The sequence below is a fragment of the Bradyrhizobium nanningense genome, assembly GCF_004114535.1.
In the GTDB taxonomy this organism is placed as follows: Bacteria; Pseudomonadota; Alphaproteobacteria; order Rhizobiales; family Xanthobacteraceae; genus Bradyrhizobium; species Bradyrhizobium nanningense.
Window position 1 is genome coordinate 164,313 of the sequence record NZ_LBJC01000027.1, and the last position, 21,803, is coordinate 186,115.

23 protein-coding genes are annotated in these 21,803 nt (G+C 63.0%); 11 read left to right on the plus strand and 12 right to left on the minus strand.

Annotated elements, in window-relative coordinates; all coding sequences use genetic code 11:
- The first annotated feature begins 434 nt into the window (after positions 1 to 434).
- A complete protein-coding gene (locus XH84_RS22740) occupies positions 435 to 1,538 on the plus strand; it encodes a hypothetical protein (protein WP_128919821.1) in 1,104 nt (367 codons plus the stop codon).
- 189 nt (positions 1,539 to 1,727) lie between these two features.
- On the opposite strand, the gene XH84_RS22745 is transcribed toward XH84_RS22740, so the two are convergent.
- Positions 1,728 to 2,198 carry a nucleoside deaminase gene (locus XH84_RS22745; RefSeq protein WP_128919822.1) on the minus strand — a complete coding sequence of 157 codons (471 nt, stop codon included), beginning with the start codon at positions 2,196 to 2,198 and terminating at the stop codon, positions 1,728 to 1,730.
- Between the two features lie 261 nt (positions 2,199 to 2,459).
- Here XH84_RS22745 and XH84_RS22750 point away from each other — a divergent pair, with 261 nt between their 5' ends.
- The gene (locus XH84_RS22750) at positions 2,460 to 3,833 is read left to right on the plus strand and encodes a hypothetical protein (RefSeq protein ID WP_128919823.1); all 1,374 of its coding nucleotides are present in this window, start codon (positions 2,460 to 2,462) and stop codon (positions 3,831 to 3,833) included.
- 52 nt (positions 3,834 to 3,885) lie between these two features.
- Here XH84_RS22750 and XH84_RS22755 read toward each other — a convergent pair whose 3' ends face one another.
- The gene (locus tag XH84_RS22755) at positions 3,886 to 4,107 is read right to left on the minus strand and encodes a hypothetical protein (protein WP_128919824.1); all 222 of its coding nucleotides are present in this window, start codon (positions 4,105 to 4,107) and stop codon (positions 3,886 to 3,888) included.
- Positions 4,108 to 4,454: 347 nt separating this feature from the next.
- Here XH84_RS22755 and XH84_RS22760 point away from each other — a divergent pair, with 347 nt between their 5' ends.
- Positions 4,455 to 4,637 (plus strand): hypothetical protein, encoded by a 183-nt coding sequence (locus tag XH84_RS22760; protein ID WP_128919825.1) that lies wholly within the window; start codon positions 4,455 to 4,457, stop codon positions 4,635 to 4,637.
- A 19-nt stretch (positions 4,638 to 4,656) separates the two neighbouring features.
- On the opposite strand, the gene XH84_RS22765 is transcribed toward XH84_RS22760, so the two are convergent.
- The 3 genes from XH84_RS22765 to XH84_RS22775 all read right to left on the minus strand — a co-directional run bounded on the left by XH84_RS22765 (position 4,657) and on the right by XH84_RS22775 (position 7,332).
- The gene (locus XH84_RS22765; protein WP_128919826.1) at positions 4,657 to 6,033 is read right to left on the minus strand and encodes a vWA domain-containing protein; all 1,377 of its coding nucleotides are present in this window, start codon (positions 6,031 to 6,033) and stop codon (positions 4,657 to 4,659) included.
- A 5-nt stretch (positions 6,034 to 6,038) separates the two neighbouring features.
- Complete coding sequence (locus XH84_RS22770; protein WP_164936301.1) at positions 6,039 to 6,986, minus strand: AAA family ATPase; 948 nt, start codon at positions 6,984 to 6,986, stop codon at positions 6,039 to 6,041.
- A gap of 145 nt (positions 6,987 to 7,131) precedes the next feature.
- Positions 7,132 to 7,332, minus strand: coding sequence for a hypothetical protein (locus tag XH84_RS22775; RefSeq protein ID WP_128919828.1), 201 nt, complete (start codon positions 7,330 to 7,332; stop codon positions 7,132 to 7,134).
- A gap of 225 nt (positions 7,333 to 7,557) precedes the next feature.
- Between XH84_RS22775 and XH84_RS22780 the strand changes: the two genes are divergently transcribed.
- Positions 7,558 to 8,532, plus strand: coding sequence for a quinone oxidoreductase family protein (locus tag XH84_RS22780; RefSeq protein WP_128919829.1), 975 nt, complete (start codon positions 7,558 to 7,560; stop codon positions 8,530 to 8,532).
- 39 nt (positions 8,533 to 8,571) lie between these two features.
- Here the strand turns inward: XH84_RS22780 and XH84_RS22785 are convergent, their stop codons facing one another.
- Together XH84_RS22785 and XH84_RS22790 are read right to left on the minus strand one after the other, a co-directional pair.
- The gene (locus tag XH84_RS22785; RefSeq protein ID WP_128919830.1) at positions 8,572 to 8,847 is read right to left on the minus strand and encodes a hypothetical protein; all 276 of its coding nucleotides are present in this window, start codon (positions 8,845 to 8,847) and stop codon (positions 8,572 to 8,574) included.
- Between the two features lie 99 nt (positions 8,848 to 8,946).
- The gene (locus XH84_RS22790; protein WP_128919831.1) at positions 8,947 to 9,555 is read right to left on the minus strand and encodes a S24 family peptidase; all 609 of its coding nucleotides are present in this window, start codon (positions 9,553 to 9,555) and stop codon (positions 8,947 to 8,949) included.
- A gap of 164 nt (positions 9,556 to 9,719) precedes the next feature.
- On the opposite strand from XH84_RS22790, the gene XH84_RS22795 reads away from it, so the two are divergent.
- Positions 9,720 to 10,250: a GcrA family cell cycle regulator gene (locus XH84_RS22795; protein WP_128919832.1), complete on the plus strand. Its 531-nt coding sequence runs from the start codon at positions 9,720 to 9,722 to the stop codon at positions 10,248 to 10,250.
- A 40-nt stretch (positions 10,251 to 10,290) separates the two neighbouring features.
- The gene (locus XH84_RS22800; protein WP_128919833.1) at positions 10,291 to 10,866 is read left to right on the plus strand and encodes a hypothetical protein; all 576 of its coding nucleotides are present in this window, start codon (positions 10,291 to 10,293) and stop codon (positions 10,864 to 10,866) included.
- A gap of 47 nt (positions 10,867 to 10,913) precedes the next feature.
- Here the strand turns inward: XH84_RS22800 and XH84_RS22805 are convergent, their stop codons facing one another.
- Positions 10,914 to 11,270: a hypothetical protein gene (locus tag XH84_RS22805; RefSeq protein WP_128919834.1), complete on the minus strand. Its 357-nt coding sequence runs from the start codon at positions 11,268 to 11,270 to the stop codon at positions 10,914 to 10,916.
- Between the two features lie 642 nt (positions 11,271 to 11,912).
- Between XH84_RS22805 and XH84_RS22810 the strand changes: the two genes are divergently transcribed.
- Positions 11,913 to 12,098: a hypothetical protein gene (locus tag XH84_RS22810; protein ID WP_007601490.1), complete on the plus strand. Its 186-nt coding sequence runs from the start codon at positions 11,913 to 11,915 to the stop codon at positions 12,096 to 12,098.
- A 143-nt stretch (positions 12,099 to 12,241) separates the two neighbouring features.
- The gene (locus XH84_RS22815; RefSeq protein WP_094972645.1) at positions 12,242 to 12,583 is read left to right on the plus strand and encodes a phasin; all 342 of its coding nucleotides are present in this window, start codon (positions 12,242 to 12,244) and stop codon (positions 12,581 to 12,583) included.
- Positions 12,584 to 12,769: 186 nt separating this feature from the next.
- Here the strand turns inward: XH84_RS22815 and XH84_RS22820 are convergent, their stop codons facing one another.
- From XH84_RS22820 to XH84_RS22830, 3 genes are all read right to left on the minus strand, one after another.
- Positions 12,770 to 13,087 carry a c-type cytochrome gene (locus XH84_RS22820; protein WP_128919835.1) on the minus strand — a complete coding sequence of 106 codons (318 nt, stop codon included), beginning with the start codon at positions 13,085 to 13,087 and terminating at the stop codon, positions 12,770 to 12,772.
- Positions 13,088 to 13,378: 291 nt separating this feature from the next.
- The gene (locus XH84_RS22825) at positions 13,379 to 14,209 is read right to left on the minus strand and encodes an alpha/beta fold hydrolase (protein WP_128919836.1); all 831 of its coding nucleotides are present in this window, start codon (positions 14,207 to 14,209) and stop codon (positions 13,379 to 13,381) included.
- A gap of 156 nt (positions 14,210 to 14,365) precedes the next feature.
- Positions 14,366 to 16,162, minus strand: coding sequence for a ShlB/FhaC/HecB family hemolysin secretion/activation protein (locus XH84_RS22830; protein WP_128919837.1), 1,797 nt, complete (start codon positions 16,160 to 16,162; stop codon positions 14,366 to 14,368).
- A gap of 129 nt (positions 16,163 to 16,291) precedes the next feature.
- On the opposite strand from XH84_RS22830, the gene XH84_RS22835 reads away from it, so the two are divergent.
- Together XH84_RS22835 and XH84_RS22840 are read left to right on the plus strand one after the other, a co-directional pair.
- Positions 16,292 to 17,491 carry a FecR family protein gene (locus XH84_RS22835; protein WP_128919838.1) on the plus strand — a complete coding sequence of 400 codons (1,200 nt, stop codon included), beginning with the start codon at positions 16,292 to 16,294 and terminating at the stop codon, positions 17,489 to 17,491.
- A 57-nt stretch (positions 17,492 to 17,548) separates the two neighbouring features.
- Positions 17,549 to 20,293, plus strand: a complete 2,745-nt coding sequence (locus XH84_RS22840; RefSeq protein ID WP_164936302.1) for an EAL domain-containing protein — start codon at positions 17,549 to 17,551, stop codon at positions 20,291 to 20,293.
- A 17-nt stretch (positions 20,294 to 20,310) separates the two neighbouring features.
- Here XH84_RS22840 and XH84_RS22845 read toward each other — a convergent pair whose 3' ends face one another.
- Positions 20,311 to 20,571 (minus strand): hypothetical protein, encoded by a 261-nt coding sequence (locus XH84_RS22845; RefSeq protein ID WP_128919840.1) that lies wholly within the window; start codon positions 20,569 to 20,571, stop codon positions 20,311 to 20,313.
- Positions 20,572 to 20,820: 249 nt separating this feature from the next.
- Here XH84_RS22845 and rocF point away from each other — a divergent pair, with 249 nt between their 5' ends.
- Complete coding sequence (gene rocF / locus XH84_RS22850) at positions 20,821 to 21,798, plus strand: arginase (protein WP_128919841.1); 978 nt, start codon at positions 20,821 to 20,823, stop codon at positions 21,796 to 21,798.
- Positions 21,799 to 21,803: the final 5 nt, after the last annotated feature.

Consider the following 21,803-nt stretch of genomic DNA (forward strand, 5'->3'; position numbering starts at 1 on the left):
CCGGGGCTCAAGCGCCCTCGCATTGCCCTGCGGCGCGGTTTCCGCGGGCGCCTGTTGCAGATTTGTGACGGTCTAAGCCAAATCGGAACCCGCTATGCAGACGTGACGCCGCAGTGAGCAAAGTTGCGCCATCACGCCGACGCACTGCGGATCGACGCAACATCGGCTCCCAACCATCGCGCTCGGCAATCGCCGCTCGATATAAAAGAAGAGCGAAATCAAACGGGAATGTCCGGCAATAGCTGGCTTCGCCTTGCCGCATGCTCCGGTGAGGTGGCGCGCAAAAACCTTCTAATTTCACGATAGAAAGCCCGCTTCTTGCCAAAACAAGCGGCATGCATTGAAAAAAGTTGAGGCTTCTCCCTCCGGGAGATCGGCGCAAGTCTCGCACCCAAGGGCGTTCATTGACGTGTCCAAACTTGGGGGTATTCAGGATGTTGTTTCGTTTCAGGGCAATTGCAGCCGCGGCGCTGTCAGTTGCTACGCTCGCCACCGGTGGCCTGGCTCGGGCCGCGGACTTGCCGGTCAAGGCTGCCAAGAAGGCGCAGGACCTTCCGTTCTTCCTGGTGATCGATAACCGCGTCACCTTCTCGTACATCTTCAACGCCTCTCAGCCCGGTGCGTGGTCGTTCCGGCCGGATGGGTCGATCGACAGCAAGACCACCAAGCAGGTCTACTCGTTCACGCATTTCGATCTCTGGGCATACGGCACGAACTTCTTCACCATCTCAATGTTCAAGTCCGATCACAATGACCCGGCCGGACCCTGCACCAACGCGGGCACGATCTTCGGCGCGCCGGCATCGTGCGCGGGTGCGACCGAAATCTATGGCCTGTTCCGCTCGACCTTCGGCTGGAACGAGATCTTCGACACCAAGGCTTTCAGTGCGGGGCCGCTGCACAACATCTCGTTCGAGGTCGGCATGGATGCCAATACCGAAAACAGGTATTTCGGCGCCGCCAAGCGCGACGTCGTCGGCGGTCTGCAGTTTGCGTTCGATCTGCCCTACAAGGGTTACGTCAACGTCGCGCCGCTCGTGTATTGGGAGTTCGCCAATCACAACTCATTCAGCCAGTGCGGCCTGTTCGGTGCGGGCGTTCCCGGCGTCACGTGTCTTGCGGACGGCAACACGTCGTTCAAGCCAACCTGGGCGGTTGAAGTCAATTACTACATGGACCTCGGCTTCCTGCCGCCGAACATGCAATATTTCTCGATCAGCGGCCGCGCCGGCTGGTACGGCAAGAAGGGCACCGACACCGAACCGCTTCCATATAGCCCGGCGAACGGCGTCTATAATACAGCGGTCGAGTTGAATTCGGAGCCCATCCGCCTGACCTTCGATGCCTCGAAGGCCGCCTGGGGCGACAAGTACTCCCACTTCGTGGACGTCTGGGTGGCTTACCGCTACTGGCAAAACAAGTTCGGTCTCGATCACAACCTTGCCGTCGGCTGTACCACCTCCGTCGGTGGCCGGACGGTGAGCACGGGGTCCTGCACTGAGTCCTCGCTCTATTCCGGTATCACCGTGAAGTTCTGATCGGTTGAGGTCGAAAGGTTCGGATGGCGCCGCGTCGAAATGCGCGGCACCATTCGCGCTTGCCAAGAGGGCTCTCGTAGGGTGGGCAAAGCGAAGCGTGCCCACCATTTCTGCTGCGGTGTTGGGATAGATGGTGGGCACGGCGCAAGCGCGCCTTTGCGCACCCTACGGTAGCGGTTGTTCAAACATCTACTTCGTCCACACGCCGTCGTGCAGCGCTTCGGCTTCGTGCTCGAGCAGTGGGCCAACGACCTCGGTCGGCCGCTGGCCGCTGGCAAAGACTTCGCGGCACGGCAGATCGAGGGTCGGATTCTCCGGATGGTTGCCGGTGACGCCGCGCAGGCGATGCTCGCTGAGGCCATAGACGACGCGGCCGATGCCGGCCCAGTAGATCGCGCCGGCACACATCGCGCAGGGCTCTGCCGAGGAATAGAGCGTCGCTGTTGCCAGCACCTCGCGGCTGAGCGCGCGGCAGGCCTGGGTGGCCGCCAGACGTTCGGCATGCGCGGTGCCGTCGTGATCCGGCATGTAACCGTTCTCGGCCTCGATCAGGACCTTGTCCCCGGCGACGACGATACAGCCGAAGGGATGATTGCCATGGGTGAGGGAGCGGCGCGCGACACCGAAGGACAGACGCAGAAAGTGTTCGTCGCGTTCCATCGAGCCTCCTCGGTCAGTGTCGCTCCGTGCGCCGGCCCACCACGGCGAGATCGGTCTCACTAGCCCAAGCTTGATACACGAACTCACCGTGGAACAGCACCGCTAACCACGCGCTGGTTGCGGCAGGACGGCGGCTGCCGCGGGAAGGACTGCCCGGGGCAGGTTGATGCAAGCCGGAGGCCGACACGTCATCTGGAAGAAATACGAATCAGCCATGCTTTGGGAGGTGGCCGCACCATTGGGAGTGACCCTAGCCCACACATGAATAGCGATATCTCGTTGTCCTCAGATCGCGGAAATCGATTTTACCAGGGGGTGGCTGCGACCTTCTTCGCCAACGCCCTCCAGGCGGTCAATTTTCTCGGGGATCGATTCCTGAGAAGATCGCATCATTCGTTATCGACCATCGAGGACCTCTACCGGCACGCGATGGACAGCGCCTTTTCGGTGACCGAGGCCTTCCTCGTCACGGGCGCGCCGCACGCGTCCGCCTATTACCCGCGCGATTTCGCCTGGTTCTATCCTGATGTTCTCGACGGAGAAACCATCATGGATGCGCAGGACGCGGTGCGGCGGGCGCGGCTGCTCGACAAGAGCATCCGCTTGTTGCTGGAGGCGGTTCGCGCCGACGTCGTCACGACGACCATCGTCCCGGCCGGGCGCGGTCGATATCTCGGTGTGAATTATTTCTCACGTCCGTCGGATACTCTGCTCGGCATTCTGGCCGGCCTGCAGCAGATGATCTCCGCCGATCAAAAGGCGCCGTTCTATTTGGCGATGTCACAATGCGCGCATGCCGGCCGCCTGCTGCTGGCCGAATATGGCGGTGACCTGAAACGTGCGATCCTCAAGCTCGCAAGCGAGCTCGAGCCGTTCGAGCATGACGGCACCTCCTATTTGCTGTGTGACGCAAGTGGCCCTCGCTCCGCCGCTACGGATACCCGCGCCGAGCGCCGGCGCTTCGTGACCAATGCCTGCGTCCATACGACCTTCGTGTGGAGCGTGCAGCTCGGAATCGTCGACGAGAACGAGCTGAAGCGGCTGCTCGAGCGCGACCTCGTGCAGTACAAGAAAGATCTGCTCCGTCTGTTCGGCCGGAACGGATACATCAGGCATTCTCTGGACGGTCCGGAGGGCCCGCCGGCGTCCTCGGTCGCGCTGGATTTCGTCAGCATGCATTGCGGCTTCTGGAATCTGAACGATGCGAGCGAGCGGGCTCTGTTCGCGGCCACGGCGGATCTGATCATCGCGGAGCCGCGCTTTCGCATACCCAGCACGTTCCACTTCCTGGTGTCCGCGGATAATCCGCGGAACAAGATGATCCACAAGATCGCGGCTCCTGCCTACCAGGGACGTTCCTCCTGGCCGACGTTCAACGTCGAATTTGCGGATCGCATGCTGGACTATGACGAATTCTCGGGCAGCGATACTTACCGGTCCTGCGCCCAGGGAATATTGAAGGACATACGGACCGCGACCGAGCTGCACGGCGGTTATCAGGAGCTGATCTCCGAGCAGGGTCTGAAATATCGCACCTGGGCCTACAAAGGCGCGGTGGCTCACTCCTGGTTTCCGCGCTTCCTGTCGGTCTGGAGGAGGGCGTACGGATCGCCGCTCCTGCAGTGGAACGAGTGACCTGCGCGGCGACATGCCGGCAGGGAATGTCGCAAATTGATCGGCGAACCTGTCACGCCACGAGATCCAGCAAGCGGCAGGAGCCGCGCACGAGCACCTTGCGCCCGGCCGGCGTTATCGCAGGTACACCGTCGTTGATGGCAACGAGGCCAAGCTCGACGAGACCTTCGACGAGATAGGACTTCGAGAGGCGACCGTTCGACAGCGGGTTACGAAGTGTACGCAGCGCTTCCCACTGGTCCGGCGTAAGTTCGAAGTCGAAATCGTTGCTCATGTTGCCTCAAGAGATCGTGCCGCTCGCGCCTCTGTTAGCGAGGCTGCATGAAGACCATGCGACGACAATGAGTCGGGAATTCGGTGGGTTGTTTAGAACGTCTCTTCACAAATTGCCGCACTTCGTTGCGACACGCGAGATAGATCGCTTGAACGCGAAGTTCGTCCCGTGGCTCGATCACTAATTGATGATCCGCAGTGATGCTGCGCTGCGAGCTACCGCAGTGCACGGGAAGTGTCACTGTCCCATGATGCGTCGCGATATGCACAGAAATCATGAAGCGAGCAATCCGGGATTCTGTTAGGTTGATCCGCGAGGAATGACTTCACGCGACCGGAGTGGCGTGCATGAACAGGCTGGTTGAAATTCGCAGTCAGGAATCCTTGTGCCGAGAGCGTGCGGCGCGCGATTTTAATCGCCGGCTGTTCTGGCTCGCGCAGGCCGAGGAATGGGAGCGGCGCGCGCTCGACGAAATTGCCTATCACTTCCGGGAGTGTAACGTCGGCCAGGCGGAGCTTGCGCGCAACTGAGGTTGGCCGCGAGCCGGACCTACTGGTAGGTTGCCACGATATCCGACACGGCGCGCTCTAGCTGTTGCGCGGTGGCGCATTGGCGCACGACGGTGCAGAAGGTCGCGTAACGCGGCATCTCGGAATCGCCAAAGCCCCAGGCAAGCCGTCCTTCGGGATTGAGCCAGACCAGTCGCTTCGAGCGTTCGGAGATGCGGCGCAGGATGTCGGCGCGCGGGTCGAGATTGTTGCTGCGGGCATCGCCGAGCATGATCACCGTGGTCCGCGGCGTCAGCGCGCTCATAAAGTCCTTCTCGAAATCGACCAGCGAAGAGCCGTAGTCGGACGAGCCGAAGCCGACCTTGGACATGATCTCGGCCATCGCCTCTTCCGGCGATTTCGTCTCCAGGATGTCGCTGACCTCGATCAGATGCGAGGAGAAGGCGAAGGAGCGGACGTCGTCGACCACTTCATGCAAGGAGTGGATCAGGAGCAGGAAGAAATCGGAGACTTGGGCGACCGAGCCGGAGACGTCGCAGAGCGCTACGATCTTCGGCCGGTCGCGATGCTTGCGTTTCCACGCTGTGAGGAAGGGCACGCCGCCCCACGCCGCGTTGCGGCGCAGCGTGCGGCGCACGTCGAGATGGCCGCGGCGCTGGCGCTTGCGCGGCTTGGAATAGCGCTCGCGCAGGCGGCGCGCGATCTGGCGGATGAGGGCGCGCATCTCGGCGACCTGGCGCCGCTCGATGCGGGCAAGCGGCGCGTTGCGCAGAATCTCGTTGCGGAGATTTTCAGCCTCCTCGCGGGCATAGAGCGCAAGTCCCTGCGAGACCGTGTCGCGCACTGCCTCGCGCAAGGCGTCGAGCGCGGCGCGCAGGCGCTCGGCCAGCGCGGGATCGGTCGCAGTGAGCCGGTCGAGATCGTCGCGCAGCCGCTGGAGGCCTATGGCGTCGAGGATGCGGCTGGAGAAGATGCCGCGCTGGGTGGAGTAGCGGATGTCAGACAGGGAGGCCGTACCGGAGGCGCTGGCGATGGCGGCTGCGATCGCATTGCGGTCCTGTGACAGCAGCATCTGCGCAAGTGGACCCAAACCCTCAGGAGCCGGACCTTCGCCCGGCTCGCTGGCCGAGCTGGAGGAGGGCGACTGATCTGCGTCCTGCGATGCGCCGTCGTTGCTCGTCTCAGGCTGATCCTGCCGCGGCTCCGGCCGACTGAAGAAGAGATCGAAACAGTCGCCGAGCGCGAGCTTCTCGTCCTGCGACTTGGCAAGCGTCAGCAGCAGCGCGTCGCGCAGCACGGCACGGTCGGAGATGCCGACTTGCGCGACCGCGCGCATCGCATCGATGCTTTCGGCGGGCGAAACGTGAACGCCGACGCCCCGCGCCGCCCGAAAGAAACGATGGAGGTTCTCGCGCATCGGCGTCAACCGAAGACGTTGGACCGTGCCGCCTTGGCAATGAAGGTCGTCACCTGCGGCGATGCGGCCTCGATGTCGGCTTCGTATTTCAGGAGCACGTTCAGGGTGTCCTTGACGATATCGGTGTCGAGCTCGGAAGCCTGGAGCAGCACCAGGACGCGTGCCCAATCGATGGTCTCACTGACCGACGGCAGCTTCTTCAGATCCAGCGAGCGGATCTCGTGGATGAAGCCGACCATCTGCCGGCGCAGCGCCTGCGAGATGCCGGGTACACGGCTTTCGACGATGCGCTCCTCGAGCCGCTGCTCGGGGAAGCCGATATGCAGATGCAGGCAGCGCCGCTTCAAGGCATCACCGAGGTCGCGCTCGCTGTTGGAGGTGAGGATCACGGTCGGCGGGGTGATGGCCGAGACGGTGCCGAGCTCGGGGATCGTGACCTGGAAGTCGGACAGGATCTCCAGCAGCAGCGATTCAAATTCCGCGTCCGATTTGTCGATCTCGTCGATCAGGAGCACGCAGCCGCCCGGCTGCTCCAGCGCTTGGAGAAGAGGACGCGGCTCGACGAATTCCTTGGAGAAAAACACGTCGCCAAAATCGTGGAGCTGGTCGAGCGCGGCATGCAGCGTCTGCGCCCCGCCCAGGACCTCGCCGAGCTTGTCCTTGAGGATCTGCGTGTAGAGAAGCTGCTTGGCGTATTTCCACTCGTAGAGCGCCTTGGCTTCGTCGAGGCCTTCGTAGCATTGCAGGCGGATCATCTTCATGCCGCGCCAGGCTGCGATCGCCTTGGCAAGCTCGGTCTTGCCGACGCCCGCGGGGCCCTCGACCAGGATCGGCTTCTCGATCTGCTGCGACAAATAGACGGCGGTCGCGATCTGCCGGCTCGCGATATAGCCCTGCGCGGCGAGGCCGCTCTCCACTGCCTCGATCGAGGTCGAGGCCTTCTGATCAGCCACGAAAGGGCGCTCCCAAAGGTCTTGCTTGAGGCTTGTTCTGCCTGCGTTCCCGGCAAAGAACAAGCCTCGTTTGGGAGACATCAGACCCGCACGAGCGGCGGTTTTTCCGCTGAACGCAAATAGTTGAGCGGTTCACCGTTCGCGATCAGTGCCGCAACACTTCCGGCTTGCGGATGGTCTGCCTGACCTCGGCGCCGCAATCGGCGCATTCATAAACAAAGTCGATCTTGGCAAGGCTCCAATGCGGCTCGACCTCGCGCACATACATCGGCAGGAACCCCATGCAGGTGGGACAATTCACGGGCGCTATTTCGCCGTCCTGATGATGCTGTACATAAGCTGGCATCTCGGCTCTCCTTCGCAGGCGACCACCAAACCCCGCGCAGAAGCTACTGCCGGTCGCTTCAGGCGCGTCATCAACTCTTTCGAACGGAGATGGAACGGCGGAGGTTTGTCGCTCGCTGTGACATTCTTGTAACGTGTCTGTACTGTAACGGGCGGACCGAATGCCTATTTCTGCGGCCAATCCGGCTTTTTCGGATCCTCACCCAACGATAAGGGAGCAACGCCCATGACGCATGCCATTCGTTTTCACAAGACCGGCGGTCCGGAAGTCCTGGTCTGGGAGGAGGTCAACGTCGGCAAGCCCGGACCGGGCGAGGCGCGCATCCGCCACACCGCGGTCGGCCTCAACTTCGTCGACATCTACAACCGTTCGGGCCTGTACCCGGCGCAACTGCCAAGCGGGCTCGGCAGCGAGGCGGCCGGAATCGTCGAGGAGGTCGGAGCCGGTGTCACCGATCTCAAGCCGGGCGATCGTGTCGCCTATGGCGCCTCGCCGCTCGGGGCCTATTCAGAGGGGCGGCTGATCCCTGCGGACCGTTTGCTGAAACTGCCGGACGGCGTCGACGACAAGACCGCGGCGGCGATGATGCTCAAAGGGCTCACCACACAATATCTGATCCGGCAGACCTATCGGGTGAAGGCCGGCGACACCATCCTGCTGCACGCGGCGGCCGGCGGCGTCGGCCTGATCCTGGGCCAGTGGGCCAAGCACCTCGGCGCGACCGTGATCGGTACCGTCAGCAACGACGAAAAGGCCAAGCTTGCCAAGGCGCATGGCTGCGATCACGTCATCATCTACACCCGCGAAGATTTCGTGAAGCGGGTCGACGAAATCACCGGCGGCAAGAAGGTGCCGGTGGTCTATGACTCCGTCGGCAAGGACACATTCCTGAAATCGCTGGATTGCCTCGCGCCGCTCGGCGTCGCCGCGTTGTTCGGTCAATCCTCCGGTGCAGTCGAGCCGCTCAATCTCGGCCTGTTGGCCCAGAAGGGTTCGCTCTACGTCACCCGTCCGACGCTGTTCACCTATGCCGCCAAGCGCGAGAACCTGATCACGATGGCGAACGAACTGTTCGACGTCGTCAAGTCCGGTGCGGTCAAGATCGAGGTACACCAGACCTATCCGTTGAAGGAGGCCGCCAAGGCGCATGCCGATCTCGCCGCGCGCAAGACCACGGGATCGACCGTGCTTACGGTGTAATGTCCGGCCGGATGGTGACGCAGGCGACCAGGCCTTGCGTCACGTCCGCTCGTGCTTGCGCAGGTCCCGGACGTGGTCGAGGCGCACTGCCTGGAGATCGACCTCTTCGGGCGGGATCTGGGGGAGGGTGGCCTCGCTCAGGATGGCCTCGGTGACGTCCTCGACCGAGTTCTCGGCGATCTCGTGGATGAACGAGACATTCCGGTATTCGCCCGACACGATGCGGGAGACGACCTCGCGTCTGGTGATCTCGGGATCGACGACTGCCTCGCGCCCCCGCCGTCCGTAGTCGATCATCACGACGAAATACTGCATGAAACGACCCCGCCGCGTCCCGTCACTCGGGAACGCGGCAGAGTATTTCCGAAAATCGGAATCAAGTCAAGCGCAATTTCCGAATAACGGAAACTGATGTCACTTGCCCTTCTTGCGGGGGCGTGCCGATTTCGCGCGCAGCCGCTCGAGCTGCCCTTTGGGCATCGACAGGCAGATCTCCCCGACCCAATCGAGCTTGACGCCGACGATCGGCTTGGCATTGAAGCTGGTGAGATTGACGACGGACGGAGTTTTCCCCCGCTCGATGGTCTTCAGATAGCGCTCGCCGGTCTTGAGCCGCACCACGGCCTCCTCGCCGTAGAAGCTCGACAGCGGATGACGCTGGTCCTTGTAGACCACGATCACGTCGCCGCTCTCGTATTTGGGCAGCATCGAATCGCCCACGATCTCGAATGCGACGGTTTCTTCCATGATCGGGAAGGGCAGCGCGATGTCGCCGAGCCCCTCCGGCGGAACCTGCTCGTAATCCGGCTCGATCACGGCGCCGGCGCCGACCCGGCCCATGATCGGCGCGAGATTGAGCTCAAGATATTCCATGATCGGAATGATCTCCGAAGCCTTCACCAGACGTTCGCCGCCGAGAATCTCCGAGACCGCGCCGGGCCGCACGCCCATGGCCGCCGCCAGGCCGCCCTTGCTCTTGCCGGTCTTCTCCAGACCCCGCTCGATCATTGCAACGTCCAACATGGTGATTCCCTCGATTGCACACCGTCTTGCCTCTTGTAATCCGAAATTCGGAATTGATGCAATTATGAATATCAGAATTATCGCTTGACTTGATCTTCGGAATACCGGAATGTGTGTTCGCCTCCCGTCGTTCGATGAGAGGAGGCGCATCACAGGACAACAGCATGGAACCGGGCCATTGGCCGTCGGAGCACTCCGACGCGCTTCGCGACTATTTTCGCAAAGGCATGTCTTATGCGGAGATCGGAAGACAGATTAACGCAAGGTTTGGAACGACTTACACGCGCAACGCGGTGATCGGCCGCGCCAAGCGGCTCGGGCTCGTCGTACCGGAATGGATCGCTAGCCCATCGGTCGCGCCATATTTGCCTGGTGAAGCTCCGGTTTCACCACGCCGCGCGGTGTTACCGAACCTGAACGTGCCGCCGAAGTCCGCAATGAAGCCGGCAGCGCCTGTCAAGTTACGCTGCGTCGGCGTTCAGCCGCGCCTGATCCAACTGGTCGAACTCGAGCCGGCCGACTGCCGCTATCCCTATGGCGGCGACAAGGACGGGGAGGAGATCGCCTTCTGTGGTCATCCCTGCCGGCCGGGCTCCAGCTATTGCGCGCCGCACGCGCGCCTGACGCACCGCTCCGGGGCTGCGTCCGCCCGTGTCCCCGGTCCCGTCGTGCTGAGGCTGGTCTCCGCTGCCTGAGCTTCCCCGTTCCATCGTCAGTTTCGCAAGGAGTATTAGAGTGGCTCGTGTCCGACGCAACAAGTCCTACAGATTGGCGCAGATCTACGACCGGCGGTCCCGCGAGGTGCCGTTCAATGCCGAAGTGGCGGAAGTCGAGGTCGACAATCCGCTGGCGCTCGATTCCGGTGAGAAGATCCTGGCCATCCGGTCGATCCGTGGCGATCCGCTGGGACGGCTGCACGCGCATCATCAGATCGACGAGGCGCAATACCGCGGCGGGCGTGCCTTCCAGAACGATTGGGAGAGGGCGGAGCGGGGACCTCAGGCGATGGACCCGACCCGGGAATATGTTGATGGCACGCGCACGCGCGAGCCCGTCACCGAGAGCCAGCGCCAGGCGGTGTTGCGGTTGAATCGGGTCGAGCGCGAACTTGGCACCGACGGCGCCGCGCTGGTGCACGACGTGCTGATCCTGGGCCTGACCATGGATCAGATCGGCGCGCGTCGCGCCGTCCGAACGCAGCGCTGGAACGATTATTTTGCGCGGCGTTTTCGCGAATGTCTGGACCGGCTGGCGCTGATCTACGGCTTTGCGACGGAAACGGGGACACAACGGGCAGGCCGGCGCGGTTGAAGACGGCACGCCGCCGGCCTCGGCCGCCGGCGTGCCCAGTCGGTTGTTTAGGGATGCGGTACGATCAGGTAAGGCGTCGTGTACGGCTCGACGCGGAGCGAGGCGTTGGCCAGAAGCCCGATCTTGGCGGTCGGAGCCTGCTGCAATTCGCCGTTCGGGCCACGATGCACGTTGTATTGCCAGACCGTGAGATCGCCCTTCTGCGCCAGCGCGTGCGCAACCGCGCTGGCATCGTTGCCGCCGAGCCCCTTAAGTTCCTCCGCCGATAACCCGACGACGATTTCGTCCTTGATGGTGATGATCTTGAACAGGTTCATCTTGGTCTCCTGCGCCCATGCGCCTGGTATCGAGAGGGAGAAAAGCGCGACCGCGGCGCCCTTGATGAGATCGCAGCGAGAAAGCATGCCGTCGTCCTTTGGTGCTGACGCGCGCCCGAATCGGAGAGTTTTCAGCCATGGCGCCCGTAATCTGCGTGGCCGTGTCGCAACGGCTTGGTCGCTCGCTCATGGACAATGGTTCACGGGCGGACACATATCCGGACCGACGAGGCGACAACCGCGCCGAGATCAGGACGCGGGAGATCAGCTTGCGAGATCGATCTTCATTTCGTCGCTGATACAACCGCCGGAGCCGGACTCAACAATTACGTGTATGCGCCGGAGAAGCGCTCATGCGCAGCCAATGTCCATTCATGTCGGAAACAAGCCGAAACGTTGTGCCAATTGACAGCGGTCGGGGCTGTATGCGTGATTGATGCCGCTTCTTGACGCAGGTGGGTGACGGCAGTCGATATTCCTGTTATCCGGAATTGCCGTGCTGCGATGCAGACGAAGCATCGCTGCACCCACGGTTGGACTTGCTGGACGGGTTGTTCCTTGGCATAATTGCAACCAAATGATTGAGCGCGTTGTGGGACATGTTGTCCCTCGCGCCAGCCGGTCGGGGCCACCTGGCCGAGAGTTCGTCGCTAGAGGTCCCGTTGTGGCGTCTTGTTACAGCGTTAGCTTCTCGGGTGGATCAAGGCCGACGCTTGTCATAGGTGCGAGATGAAGAACCTCAATTTCGCGGCTGAACTGCACCTCAAGCTCGGCGCGCCCGCAAGCGGCACGGTCGAAAGTCTTCGCCTGCTGCGCGCGTTCCTGAAGCTCGCGCCGCGACAGCGTTTCGAGGTTATCAAGCTGGTCGAAGACCTCGCCACCGAAGAAGCCCTTCCCGAGCACCCCTTGTCCTGAGCCCGGCCGCGCGCCGGCCTCATGCCGGCTCTTACGCTTTCCTGCCGTAGCCGGACCGCCGGCGAGGTTTCCCCCAGGCTGGCCGCTGGAAGGCGATCCGGCAAGTGTGGTATTCAATTGGGGAAAATGGGAGGACTGCGACCATGATCGAACCGAAGCTCGAAGTTCCGGCCGAACTGCGCGACCTGGCCGAGAAGACGATTGACCAGGCGGAAAAAGCATTCGGAATGTTTTTCGAAGCGGCCACTAAATCGATGTCGTCGGTTCCGGGCGCGGGGACCGAGGTGTCGAAGCAGGCGCTGGTTTTCACCGAGCAGAACATGAAGTCGGCGTTCGAGCATGCGCGCAAGCTGGTTCATGCCACCGACCTTCAGGAAGCGATGCGAATCCAGTCCGATTTCCTGCGCAGCCAGTTCACCAGTGCTGGAGATCACATGCGTCAGATGACCGGCAGTCTCATGCAACCGGGCAAGGGCAAATCCTGATCCTGGCTGTCCACAGCGTGCCCACACATTGAACTTGCGCGGTGTGGCGATCCGGATTTCGTTGCTGGCGCCGATCCATGCCGGGCCACCGAATGATCCTTCGCCGTCCGGCATCCCTTCTGCTGATCCCTGTCGGTCCTCCGGCAGGGATCTTTATGTGTGGCAGGTGCCGTGCTCGGCGCTCTCCTATCGAAGCGATGCGATGTAGGCCGCGATGTCGCCCGCTTCGGTCCGGCTCAAGGGGAAATTCGGCATCTTCGGGTGGGGATCGAGCAGGAAGAAGGCGAGCCTCTCCGGACTGAAGTTTGGCCTGTGCGCGACAGAGGCAAAGGAGGGGACGTCGGCGCTCGCCTGGGTCTGGCCGTTCGCGACGATATGGCAGCTTGCGCACCAGCGCTTGGCGAGGTCGGCACCGTGATCGGCATCAGCTGCGAGCGCAGACGACGTGCCGACGCTCGAGGTTACGGCAAGCAGCAGGCAGATTCGTCTCAAATGCTGGTGCATAGGGTAACCTTCATGCATTCGTTGGCGTCCGCCATGCCTATCCGCAGCATGATCCCGGAAATTGCGAGAGATCAATGCGGGCTATGATCGACCGCAGCAGCTTGCGAACCGAACGATAGAGATGCCGTACCACTGCCGGCATTCTTGCCGTGGGCAGGTTCAGGCTTCTTGCATCGAAACCCTTCGTATCAAGACTTCCGATAGGATGCGACACCTGTCTCTCCAAGGTCATATGGCTTTTCTATCCTGCTGCTTCGGAGCCGCCTTGATCTGCCGCAAGGCCGTTCCCGGCTAATAGTCGCCCGGGTTCATGATCATCGGGCTTTTCGTATCAGCCGGTGCGAGCGCGCTGCTGGCGCTGTCGCGCAGGAAGCGGTCGAGTGTTTCCTGGATCTTCTCCTTGACCGCGTTAGGGCCGCGATCGCTCATTTCCGTGTGCTGTGCGCCGGTGTGGACGATGTCGATGCCGCGCGCCTTGGCCTCTTCCGGCGTCGGCAGCACGCCGGGATCGGTCACGAAATGCGGGTCCTTCGACCGGAACGACAGGATCTTCAGGCCGTTACTGGCCACGAAAGGAACCCGAAGATTGTCGAGCGTGATCACCTTCGACACCAGTTCCGGGTGCTGATGGGCGACATACATGGAGACGTCGCCGCCGTTGGAATGGCCGACGAGGGTGATGTGGTCGTAATCGACGTTCTCCTGCTGCCTCTTCAGTTTGTCCAGTACGAAGAGAATGTTGGCCTCGCAGCGGATATAGACCTCACGCCGGCCGACATATTGCTGACCGACGTGGGTCATCAGCGGCGGGTCACTCGGCAGGTCCTGCTGGATGCTGGCAACCAGATAGCCGCGCGCGGCGAGCACATTGGCGAGGAAGGAATATTCGGTGGCCTTGACGGTGTTGCCGTTACTGATGATGGCGAGCGGGAGTTTCCAGAGGCCGAGATTGGCCTTGGCCTCGTAATCGCGCCGTACCGCCAGTTCGACCGAGATCGGCCGCTGCCGCGAGGTGTCGAACAGCGACAAAGTCTCATGGCGGATCGCGAACCGGCTGACGACGAGATATTCCCCGACGCCGAGGATGCAGAGAAACGTCAGGATTGCAAACACCCTCTTCATGGCTTCGTCTCAAATCACGTTCGGCTGAACATGGTCATTGGGAACTCCCGGATCGAGCGATCGTGAGTAGGTTACGGGATTAAATTTAGGCAAGTCTGTGGAGCAAGGCCGCGAAAGGGCCGCATGCCGGGGCGACTTGCGCAAACGACCGGGCGGCTAGAGACAGCCCGACCTGCCGCGTTCGGGGCAGAGCCGGAATGCGCTCGACAACGTGAGCAGGAAGCGGGGGCTGCGGCGCTCGTTGTCCGGCGCCCGGAAGCTCAACGGCACCGCCACGCCGAGATCGGCCTGGAGATCGTTTGGCAGGAAGAAGCGGACGCCGGCTCCGGCCGATGTCAGCGACAGGCCTTCACTCAAACGGTAGCCGTCGTTCCAGACGGCGCCGGCGTCGCCAAAGGCATAGAGCTGATAGCCGGTCCAGTAGTGGAAATTGAGCTTCTGGTCGAAGCGCAGTTCGAGCGAGCCGGCAAGGCCGTTGTCGCCGCTGATCTCGGCTGCGCCATAACCCCGGCCGAAGGCCGCGCCGCCGAGATAAAACTGCTGCGAGGTGAACAGCGGCCGCGACGCTGTCTGGCTCGCTGCGGAGAGCTTGAGCGACCAGGCATCGTTGAGTGTCTGGTAGCGTGTGAACCAGAGGTTCAGCACCGAGAAGTTCGACGAGGCGCCGTCGCGCGACAACAGATCGTCGCCGAAATGCGAGGCACCGAAGACATCGAGACCCTGGCGGTAGGTCAGCGTCGCGAAATTGGTGCCGCCGAAGTGATCCTGCAGCCTGTAGTCGGCGGTCAGGCTCGCGGTCCTGATGTGGTCGTTGTACCAGGGGCCGTAGAGGTCGTGCTCGGACACATTGCTGAAGCTCGTCGCCGCAGTCAGCGTGAGCGTGGAGGATTGCGACTGCAGCGGAACGACGCCGGCGCGAAGCTCGAAGGCCTCGGTCGTCGTGATGTCGCTGTCGAGGCGGCGGGCATCGCCCGGTCGGACCGCGCTGTACAGGACGGAAGCACCGAGACGTACGCCGTCGACGCCGACGGGCGCGTCATAGGACATCCGTGCAAAGCCGAGCTCGCGAGGATCGTTGGCAATCGTCGACAGGTTGACGGCCAGCGTGTCTCCAGGCGTGAGGTAGGAGTTGAACGCGCCGGTGGCGTAGGTCTGCCACGGGCCGACCGAGGATGATCCGAGATTGTCCAGGCCGAACGAGGAGAAGACGTGCCAGGTCTTCAAATAGACGGTGAGACGGAAGCGGCCGGACCCGCTGCCGATTTCCTCCAGCGCGCTATCGGTGATCCGAACGTCCGGCCTGGCGTTGATGAGGAAGAGCTGGCGTTCGAGTGTCGGGAGGCGCGACGGCTGCTCGGCGAGAACCGGCCCGAGTATCGGCCTTACGCCGAACTGCTCGGCGCCCTCGCCTTTCAGCTCGACCTGCACGATGGCGCCTTCGATCACCTGGATCCGGACCCGGCCGTCGGCAATGTCCTGCGGCGGCACGATCGCCCGGCTCAGATGAAAGCCGTCTGCGCGGTAGAGATCGCTGATCGCGCCGGCGATCCCGGCGAGATCCGCCTGCGAGACCTTCTTGCCGAGATAAGGCTGATAGACTGCGGCAATGCGATCGCGGGAGACGGCGTGGGCGCCGCTGACGTTAACGCCGCGCAGGACGAATTGCGGCTTGGTCTCGCCGCCGGTGTTAGGTTGGCCAACCGTCGGCAGGCTGACCGGGGGGCGGTTCAGCCTTTCCCGTTCGGTTTGGTTTTCAAAGTATTTCTCGGGCTGGCGCGGATCGAAGCCCGGCTGGTTCGCTTGTTGCGCGAACGCTTGGGGAACACCCGCAAAAATCGGGACCAACAACGCCAATGCGGTAATGAGCTGCCGCCTCCCGGCGCACGCGGCGAAACTTTCCCCGTAGTTTGACGGGGGAATTGCCACGGGACGGTAAGGGTTCGTTAGCCGCATGATTTTTCTTAGTTTTTTATGGTCAATGATTGGTTAATCTCGCCCCTCCACTGGCCGCTTCCCGCTAATCCTCTCTTGAGTGATTTCGGATACCCCTCAGATCCGGCTAACGCGGGACTGAGGATCGTCATGCTCGGCAGAATTGGAATGCGGTGCGCTGTCGTGGCGGCGCTGACCCTTGGAACGGCATCCGGTGCGTTCGCCGCGGAGGATGGCGTCTGGTCGATCAGCAAGGCCACCGGCGAGGTGTGGGTCGTAACCGACGGCGCGCAACAGGTCTCGCTGAACCAGGAAGAGACGCTCAAGCCCGGCAATACCATCCGGACCGGCCGCAATGGCCGGGTGCTGCTCGTCCGCGGCGAGGAAACGATTCTGATCTCTCCCAACTCGGTGGTCGGCTTGCCGGCCGAGAAGAAGGAGGGGCTCTCGACCACCATCATCCAGCAGGCGGGTTCGATCCTGCTCGAAGTCGAGAAGCGCAACGTCAAGCACTTCGAGGTCGAGACGCCCTATCTCGCCGCCGTGGTCAAGGGAACGCGGTTCAGCGTCACGGTGGGAGCAGGGACCACCAAGGTCGGCGTGCTCCGCGGCCAGGTCGAGGTCTCCGACTTCAAGACGGGGCAGATTGCCCAGGTCATGAAGGGACAAGCAGCAACCGTCTCCGAGCACGGCAAGCCCGGCCTCAGGCTGAGCGGTGCAGGGACGTTCAACCCGATCGAGCACGGCAAGCCGCGCGCTCCGACGATCGAGCGTGTGCCGGTGCCAAAATCAGGCCTGTCGGCGCCGCGCAATGCCGCGAGCGGCCATACGATCCACGCGCTCGGGCCAATCGACAAGGCGGCCGGCGCGCCGAAGTCATCGCATCAGGCGGCTGGGGGTCATGTCTCCAAAGCCGGCGCCGTGCGCATCTCGAACTCGCTCGGCGAGGTCAAGCTGAACTTCCACAAGGTCACGCACGGACTTGCCCACGGCGCGGTGGCTCCCGGACAGGTGCGCAACGCGAACGCCAGCCTGGGTGCCGAGACCGTCTGGAGCGATGGCAAGACCGGCACGAGCGCGTCCAACAGCGCCGTCCAGACGGCGGTGACGACCAGCGGTGCGGCAACCTCGGTCAGCAACGGTGCGTCGAACCCGGGCGCTGCAATCGCCGCAGCTGCGGCCAACAACGGAAATGCCGGCGGCAACGGCAATTCCGGCAATGGCAACAACGGCAATGCCAATGGCAGTGGCAACGGCGGCGCCACCGGCAATGGCTGGAGCAACACGGGTAGCGGCAATGCGGGCGGGGGCGATCACGGCAGCGATGGCCGTGGCCACAACAGACACTAAGGTATTTCCTGGGGGATGAGGGGCGCACCCGCGGGAGCGGGGCGGGGGAGGATCGGAGTGAAACGCTATCGGCCGCATATTCTAGTTGTGATCGCGCTTGCGATCGTGCTGTCCACGGGATGGCATGGTGCGCTTCGCAACGCGCTCACCGATCTGCGGTTCGCCTGGCAGTCGCGTGAGGCCACCGGCAAGGTCGTGGTGGTGGCCATCGACGCACCATCCATCGATCAGATCGGAGTGTGGCCCTGGCCGCGCCGGCTTCACGCAGACCTGCTGCACAGGCTTCAGGCGGCGGGCGCGGGGGACATCGCGTTCGATGTCGATTTCAGCACGCCGTCGGATCCGGCTTCCGACGATGCTTTCGTCAAGGCGCTTCGCGATGCCGGCGGCTCGACGATCCTGCCGTCCTTCAAGCAGCCGACGCCGAATGGTGGCGCTGCGCACGTCAATCGTCCCCTGAAGCCGTTCAGCAACCAGTCGTGGCCGGCGGTCGTGAACGTCGCAGTCGAATCCGACGGACTCGTTCGCCGCTATCCATTCGGCGAGAAGCTCGGCGATGCCTTGATGCCTTCGATGGCCGTCGTGCTGGCCGGGCAGGACGCCAACCGGCGGTCGCCCTTCCTGATCGATTTCGGCATTCGTGCCGCCTCCATTCCGAGCGTCTCCTATGTCGACGTGCTGCGGGGCGATGCCGCCCCGCTCGACAAGCTGAGAGACAAGAAGATCATCATCGGGGCCACCGCGCTCGAGCTCGGCGACCGTTTCAGCGTTCCCAACGGCAAGATCGTCTCGGGGCCGGTGCTCCAGGCGCTGGCCGCGGAATCGATCCTTCAGGGCCGGATGCTGCGCTGGACGTCCGATATCGGCATGATCATGGGCCTGGGCGTGATCTGCCTGCTGATGATGTATTCGTGGCGCCGCTTCGCACCAGGAATTCGCGTTGCTGTCCTCATCGCCGCCGGGGCGGCTATCGAGCTGGCTGCAGCCTTCGTGCAGGCAAGATGGTCCCTCGTGATCGACACATCGCTATTCCATATCGCGATCATCGCCTATCTGACCGCGATCGCGCTGGACGAAATCGATTTCCGTGGTCTTCTCGGACGCATCGCCGAAAGCCGCTTCCACCGTATCGCGATGTCGCTTGGCGACGGTCTCGTCTGCACCGACGAGAATCACCGGATCACGGTTTGGAATCCCGGCGCGAGCGCGATCTTCGGCTACACGCCGGCAGAAATGATCGGTCGTCCGTTCGAAACGCTGTGCGCTATGCCGGTGGCGGAAGGCGATACGAGACCGTCCATGCACGACGCCGCGCGCCAAGCGCTCCTGGTTCCAGGTGGGGCGGTCGTCGTCGAGTTCGAGGGCCGGCGCAAGAATGGTGAAACCCTCCCCGTCGAGGCAAGCTTCTCGGGTTGGCAGGGAACGGACGGCTTTCAGTACGGTGCGATTCTGCGCGATATTTCGGTCCGCAAACGTGAAGCTGAACGCGTCAAATATCTTGCCGAACATGATGCGCTGACCGGTCTTGCCAATCGCAATACGCTGCAAGCCCGACTGGTCGGCATGATTGCGGATGCGGAGCGACAGCCTCGCGAGGTCGCCTTGCTCGTGATCGGGCTCGACGGCTTCCGGCAAATCAACAACATGCTTGGGCATTCGGCCGGTGACCACGTGCTGCGGGCCGTCGCCGAGCGTCTCCGGATCGAAGTCGATGGCAAGGCAGTCGTTGCCCGGCTCGGCGGTGACGAATTCGCCATCGCGCTCGACTGTGCAGAGGCCGGCGAGCCGCTCGCGGCGTTCGCCGAGCGGATCGCGCGCGCGTTCGAAACACCGCTTGCGACGGGCACGCGGCAGCACCGCGTCAGGATCAGCATCGGAATTGCCGCCTATCCTGAAGGCGGACACAACGCCGACGATCTCCTCAGCAATGGCCATCTCGCGCTGAGCCGTGCCAAGGCGACGCGGCGCGGCGGCCATGTGCTCTTCGAGGCTGTGATCAGGCAGGAGCTGGAGAACCGGCTGACGTTGGAGAGCGAGTTGGCGCTTGCCGCGGATCGCGGTGAGTTCGAACTGTTCTACCAGCCCCAGGTTCGTCTGATCGACGGCAGCCTTGTCGGGGCCGAAGCGCTCATCCGTTGGCGGCATCCGGTGCGCGGCTACGTCTCGCCCGGAGAGTTCATGCCGGTGGTCAACTCCTCGGCCCTGTCCGAGCGGGTCGCGAATTGGGTGATGGAGACCGCGTGCCGTCAGGCGCGTGACTGGGAGCTGTCCGGCAATGGCGTGCGCGTCGCCATCAACCTCTCGCCCTCGCAGCTTCACTCCGGCGACCTCGCGAATTCGGTCGCGGCCTTGCTCGAATCGACGGGGCTGACGCCCTCGTTGCTCGAGCTCGAGGTCACCGAAGACATCCTGCTCCATGACGAAGACCGCGTCCTCGCCATGTTCAAGCGAATCCAGGAGCTCGGCGTCAGAATCCTGTTCGATGATTTCGGCACCGGTTATGCAAGCCTGAGCTATCTGAAGAAGTTTCCGCTCGACGGGCTGAAGATCGACCGGTCGTTCGTGTTCGGTCTGCTCGCCAATTCCGACGATGCCGCGATCGTCGGCTCGACCATCGGCCTCAGCAAGCAGCTCGGCCTCACGGTCGTGGCCGAAGGCATCGAGAACCGTGCAACCGCCGACTTCCTGGTCAGCATGGGATGCGAGGAAGGGCAGGGCTACTTCTTCGGGCGTCCGATGCCTGCCGAGGCATTCGACAGGCAATTTCTGGTGGCTGGGCTCGACGTGGTCACCGCGGCCTGAGCAGGGCGGCCTGGTTTCTAGCGCCGCCGCGCGACCGCCACGCCAAAGAGAAATGCGACGAACAGGCTGGCAAGCGGCGCTTCGCGCGTGATCGCCGCGACCGTCGCGAGGGTTCCGCCGGGCTTGCGCGATTCCTCGATCGTGGAGGTGAGGCGGTCGACGGCCGCATGCAGGCCTCCGGCGACTTCACCGATCGTGCGGGAGACATCCGCTGCCGTATCGATGGCACGCTCGGCCATGCCGGGTTGGGACGTGGATTGCGGTATCTCCGTGCTCAAGCGCGTGACCTCCAGGCCTGATGATGAAGACCGGCACCTTTGGCTATCCGCGCGAGCGCTCGTTTTGAACAGCGGGTCTGACGACCTTTGGCTATCCGCGACAGGCGCCGTCAATTAACGGCGGGTGCCGGCCTTGGATGGGCAATGCAGCGCGAGGGCTTTTGTTCCTCCCGAAGCGAAGCCCCCCGTGAAGCGATGGGTGCGAATCTCTGTTAGGCTGGCTCAAGCGTGTTGACTGAGGAGGCAGCCGTGACCGATCGGACCATGACGGATCGAGCCCGGCGCATCGCTTTGCTCGGCGCTCCCATCGATATGGGCGCATCGCAACGCGGCACCTTGATGGGCCCTGCGGCGCTGCGGACTGCGGGCCTTGCGACACTGCTCGAAAGCCTGGATTTCGAGGTCGTCGACTACGGCGATCTTTCCGCAAGCGAGGTCCGGGACCTCGCCGACACGCCGCCGGAACGGGCCAATCACTACCGCGAGATCCAGCGCTGGACACGCGTTCTGAGCCGCAAAGGCTACGAGATCGCGAAAACCGGTGCCCTGCCGATCTTCCTGGGCGGCGATCACACGCTGTCCATGGGGTCGGTCAATGCCATGGCGCGTCATTGGCGGGAGCGTGGACGGGAGCTGTTCGTGCTCTGGCTCGATGCCCATGCCGACTACAACACGCCGGAGACGACGATCACCGCGAACATGCACGGCATGTCGGCCGCGTTCTTGTGCGGCGAACCCGGCCTCGACGGCCTGCTCGGCGACGATCCCCGCGCGTCGATCCATCCGGACAGGCTCGACTTGTTCGGCGCGCGTTCGATCGACAAGCTGGAAAAAGAGCTGATGCGCGCGCGCCGGATCAGGGTGGTCGACATGCGTCAGATCGACGAGTTCGGCGTCGCCGTGTTGATCCGACGCGTCATCGAACGGGTCAAGGCGAGCAACGGCGTGCTGCATGTCAGCTTCGACGTCGATTTCCTCGATCCGTGCGTCGCGCCGGGCGTCGGCACCACGGTGCCAGGTGGTGCGACCTATCGCGAGGCACACCTGATCATGGAGCTGTTGCACGATTCCGGCGTGGTCGGATCGGTCGACATCGTCGAGCTCAATCCCTTCCTGGATGAACGCGGCCGGACGGCGCGCACGGCCGTCGAACTGATCGGCAGCCTGTTCGGCCAGCAGATCACCGACCGACCGACGCCGAGCAATGCGATCGCTCCGGGGGAGTGAAGCCA

Bases quoted from the DNA above. Each gene is read 5' to 3' on its own strand.
- XH84_RS22810 (WP_007601490.1), top strand. From the start codon at position 11,913: ATGAAGAACCTCAATTTCGCGGCTGAACTGCACCTCAAGCTCGGCGCG.
- XH84_RS22820 (WP_128919835.1), bottom strand. From the start codon at position 13,087: ATGCACCAGCATTTGAGACGAATCTGCCTGCTGCTTGCCGTAACCTCG.
- XH84_RS22740 (WP_128919821.1), top strand. From the start codon at position 435: ATGTTGTTTCGTTTCAGGGCAATTGCAGCCGCGGCGCTGTCAGTTGCT.
- XH84_RS22825 (WP_128919836.1), bottom strand. From the start codon at position 14,209: ATGAAGAGGGTGTTTGCAATCCTGACGTTTCTCTGCATCCTCGGCGTC.
- XH84_RS22785 (WP_128919830.1), bottom strand. From the start codon at position 8,847: ATGCAGTATTTCGTCGTGATGATCGACTACGGACGGCGGGGGCGCGAG.
- XH84_RS22795 (WP_128919832.1), top strand. From the start codon at position 9,720: ATGGAACCGGGCCATTGGCCGTCGGAGCACTCCGACGCGCTTCGCGAC.
- XH84_RS22835 (WP_128919838.1), top strand. From the start codon at position 16,292: ATGCTCGGCAGAATTGGAATGCGGTGCGCTGTCGTGGCGGCGCTGACC.
- XH84_RS22775 (WP_128919828.1), bottom strand. From the start codon at position 7,332: ATGCCAGCTTATGTACAGCATCATCAGGACGGCGAAATAGCGCCCGTG.
- XH84_RS22745 (WP_128919822.1), bottom strand. From the start codon at position 2,198: ATGGAACGCGACGAACACTTTCTGCGTCTGTCCTTCGGTGTCGCGCGC.
- XH84_RS22760 (WP_128919825.1), top strand. From the start codon at position 4,455: ATGAACAGGCTGGTTGAAATTCGCAGTCAGGAATCCTTGTGCCGAGAG.
- XH84_RS22805 (WP_128919834.1), bottom strand. From the start codon at position 11,270: ATGCTTTCTCGCTGCGATCTCATCAAGGGCGCCGCGGTCGCGCTTTTC.
- XH84_RS22755 (WP_128919824.1), bottom strand. From the start codon at position 4,107: ATGAGCAACGATTTCGACTTCGAACTTACGCCGGACCAGTGGGAAGCG.
- XH84_RS22815 (WP_094972645.1), top strand. From the start codon at position 12,242: ATGATCGAACCGAAGCTCGAAGTTCCGGCCGAACTGCGCGACCTGGCC.
- XH84_RS22830 (WP_128919837.1), bottom strand. From the start codon at position 16,162: ATGCGGCTAACGAACCCTTACCGTCCCGTGGCAATTCCCCCGTCAAAC.
- XH84_RS22750 (WP_128919823.1), top strand. From the start codon at position 2,460: ATGAATAGCGATATCTCGTTGTCCTCAGATCGCGGAAATCGATTTTAC.
- XH84_RS22790 (WP_128919831.1), bottom strand. From the start codon at position 9,555: ATGTTGGACGTTGCAATGATCGAGCGGGGTCTGGAGAAGACCGGCAAG.
- XH84_RS22765 (WP_128919826.1), bottom strand. From the start codon at position 6,033: ATGCGCGAGAACCTCCATCGTTTCTTTCGGGCGGCGCGGGGCGTCGGC.
- XH84_RS22780 (WP_128919829.1), top strand. From the start codon at position 7,558: ATGACGCATGCCATTCGTTTTCACAAGACCGGCGGTCCGGAAGTCCTG.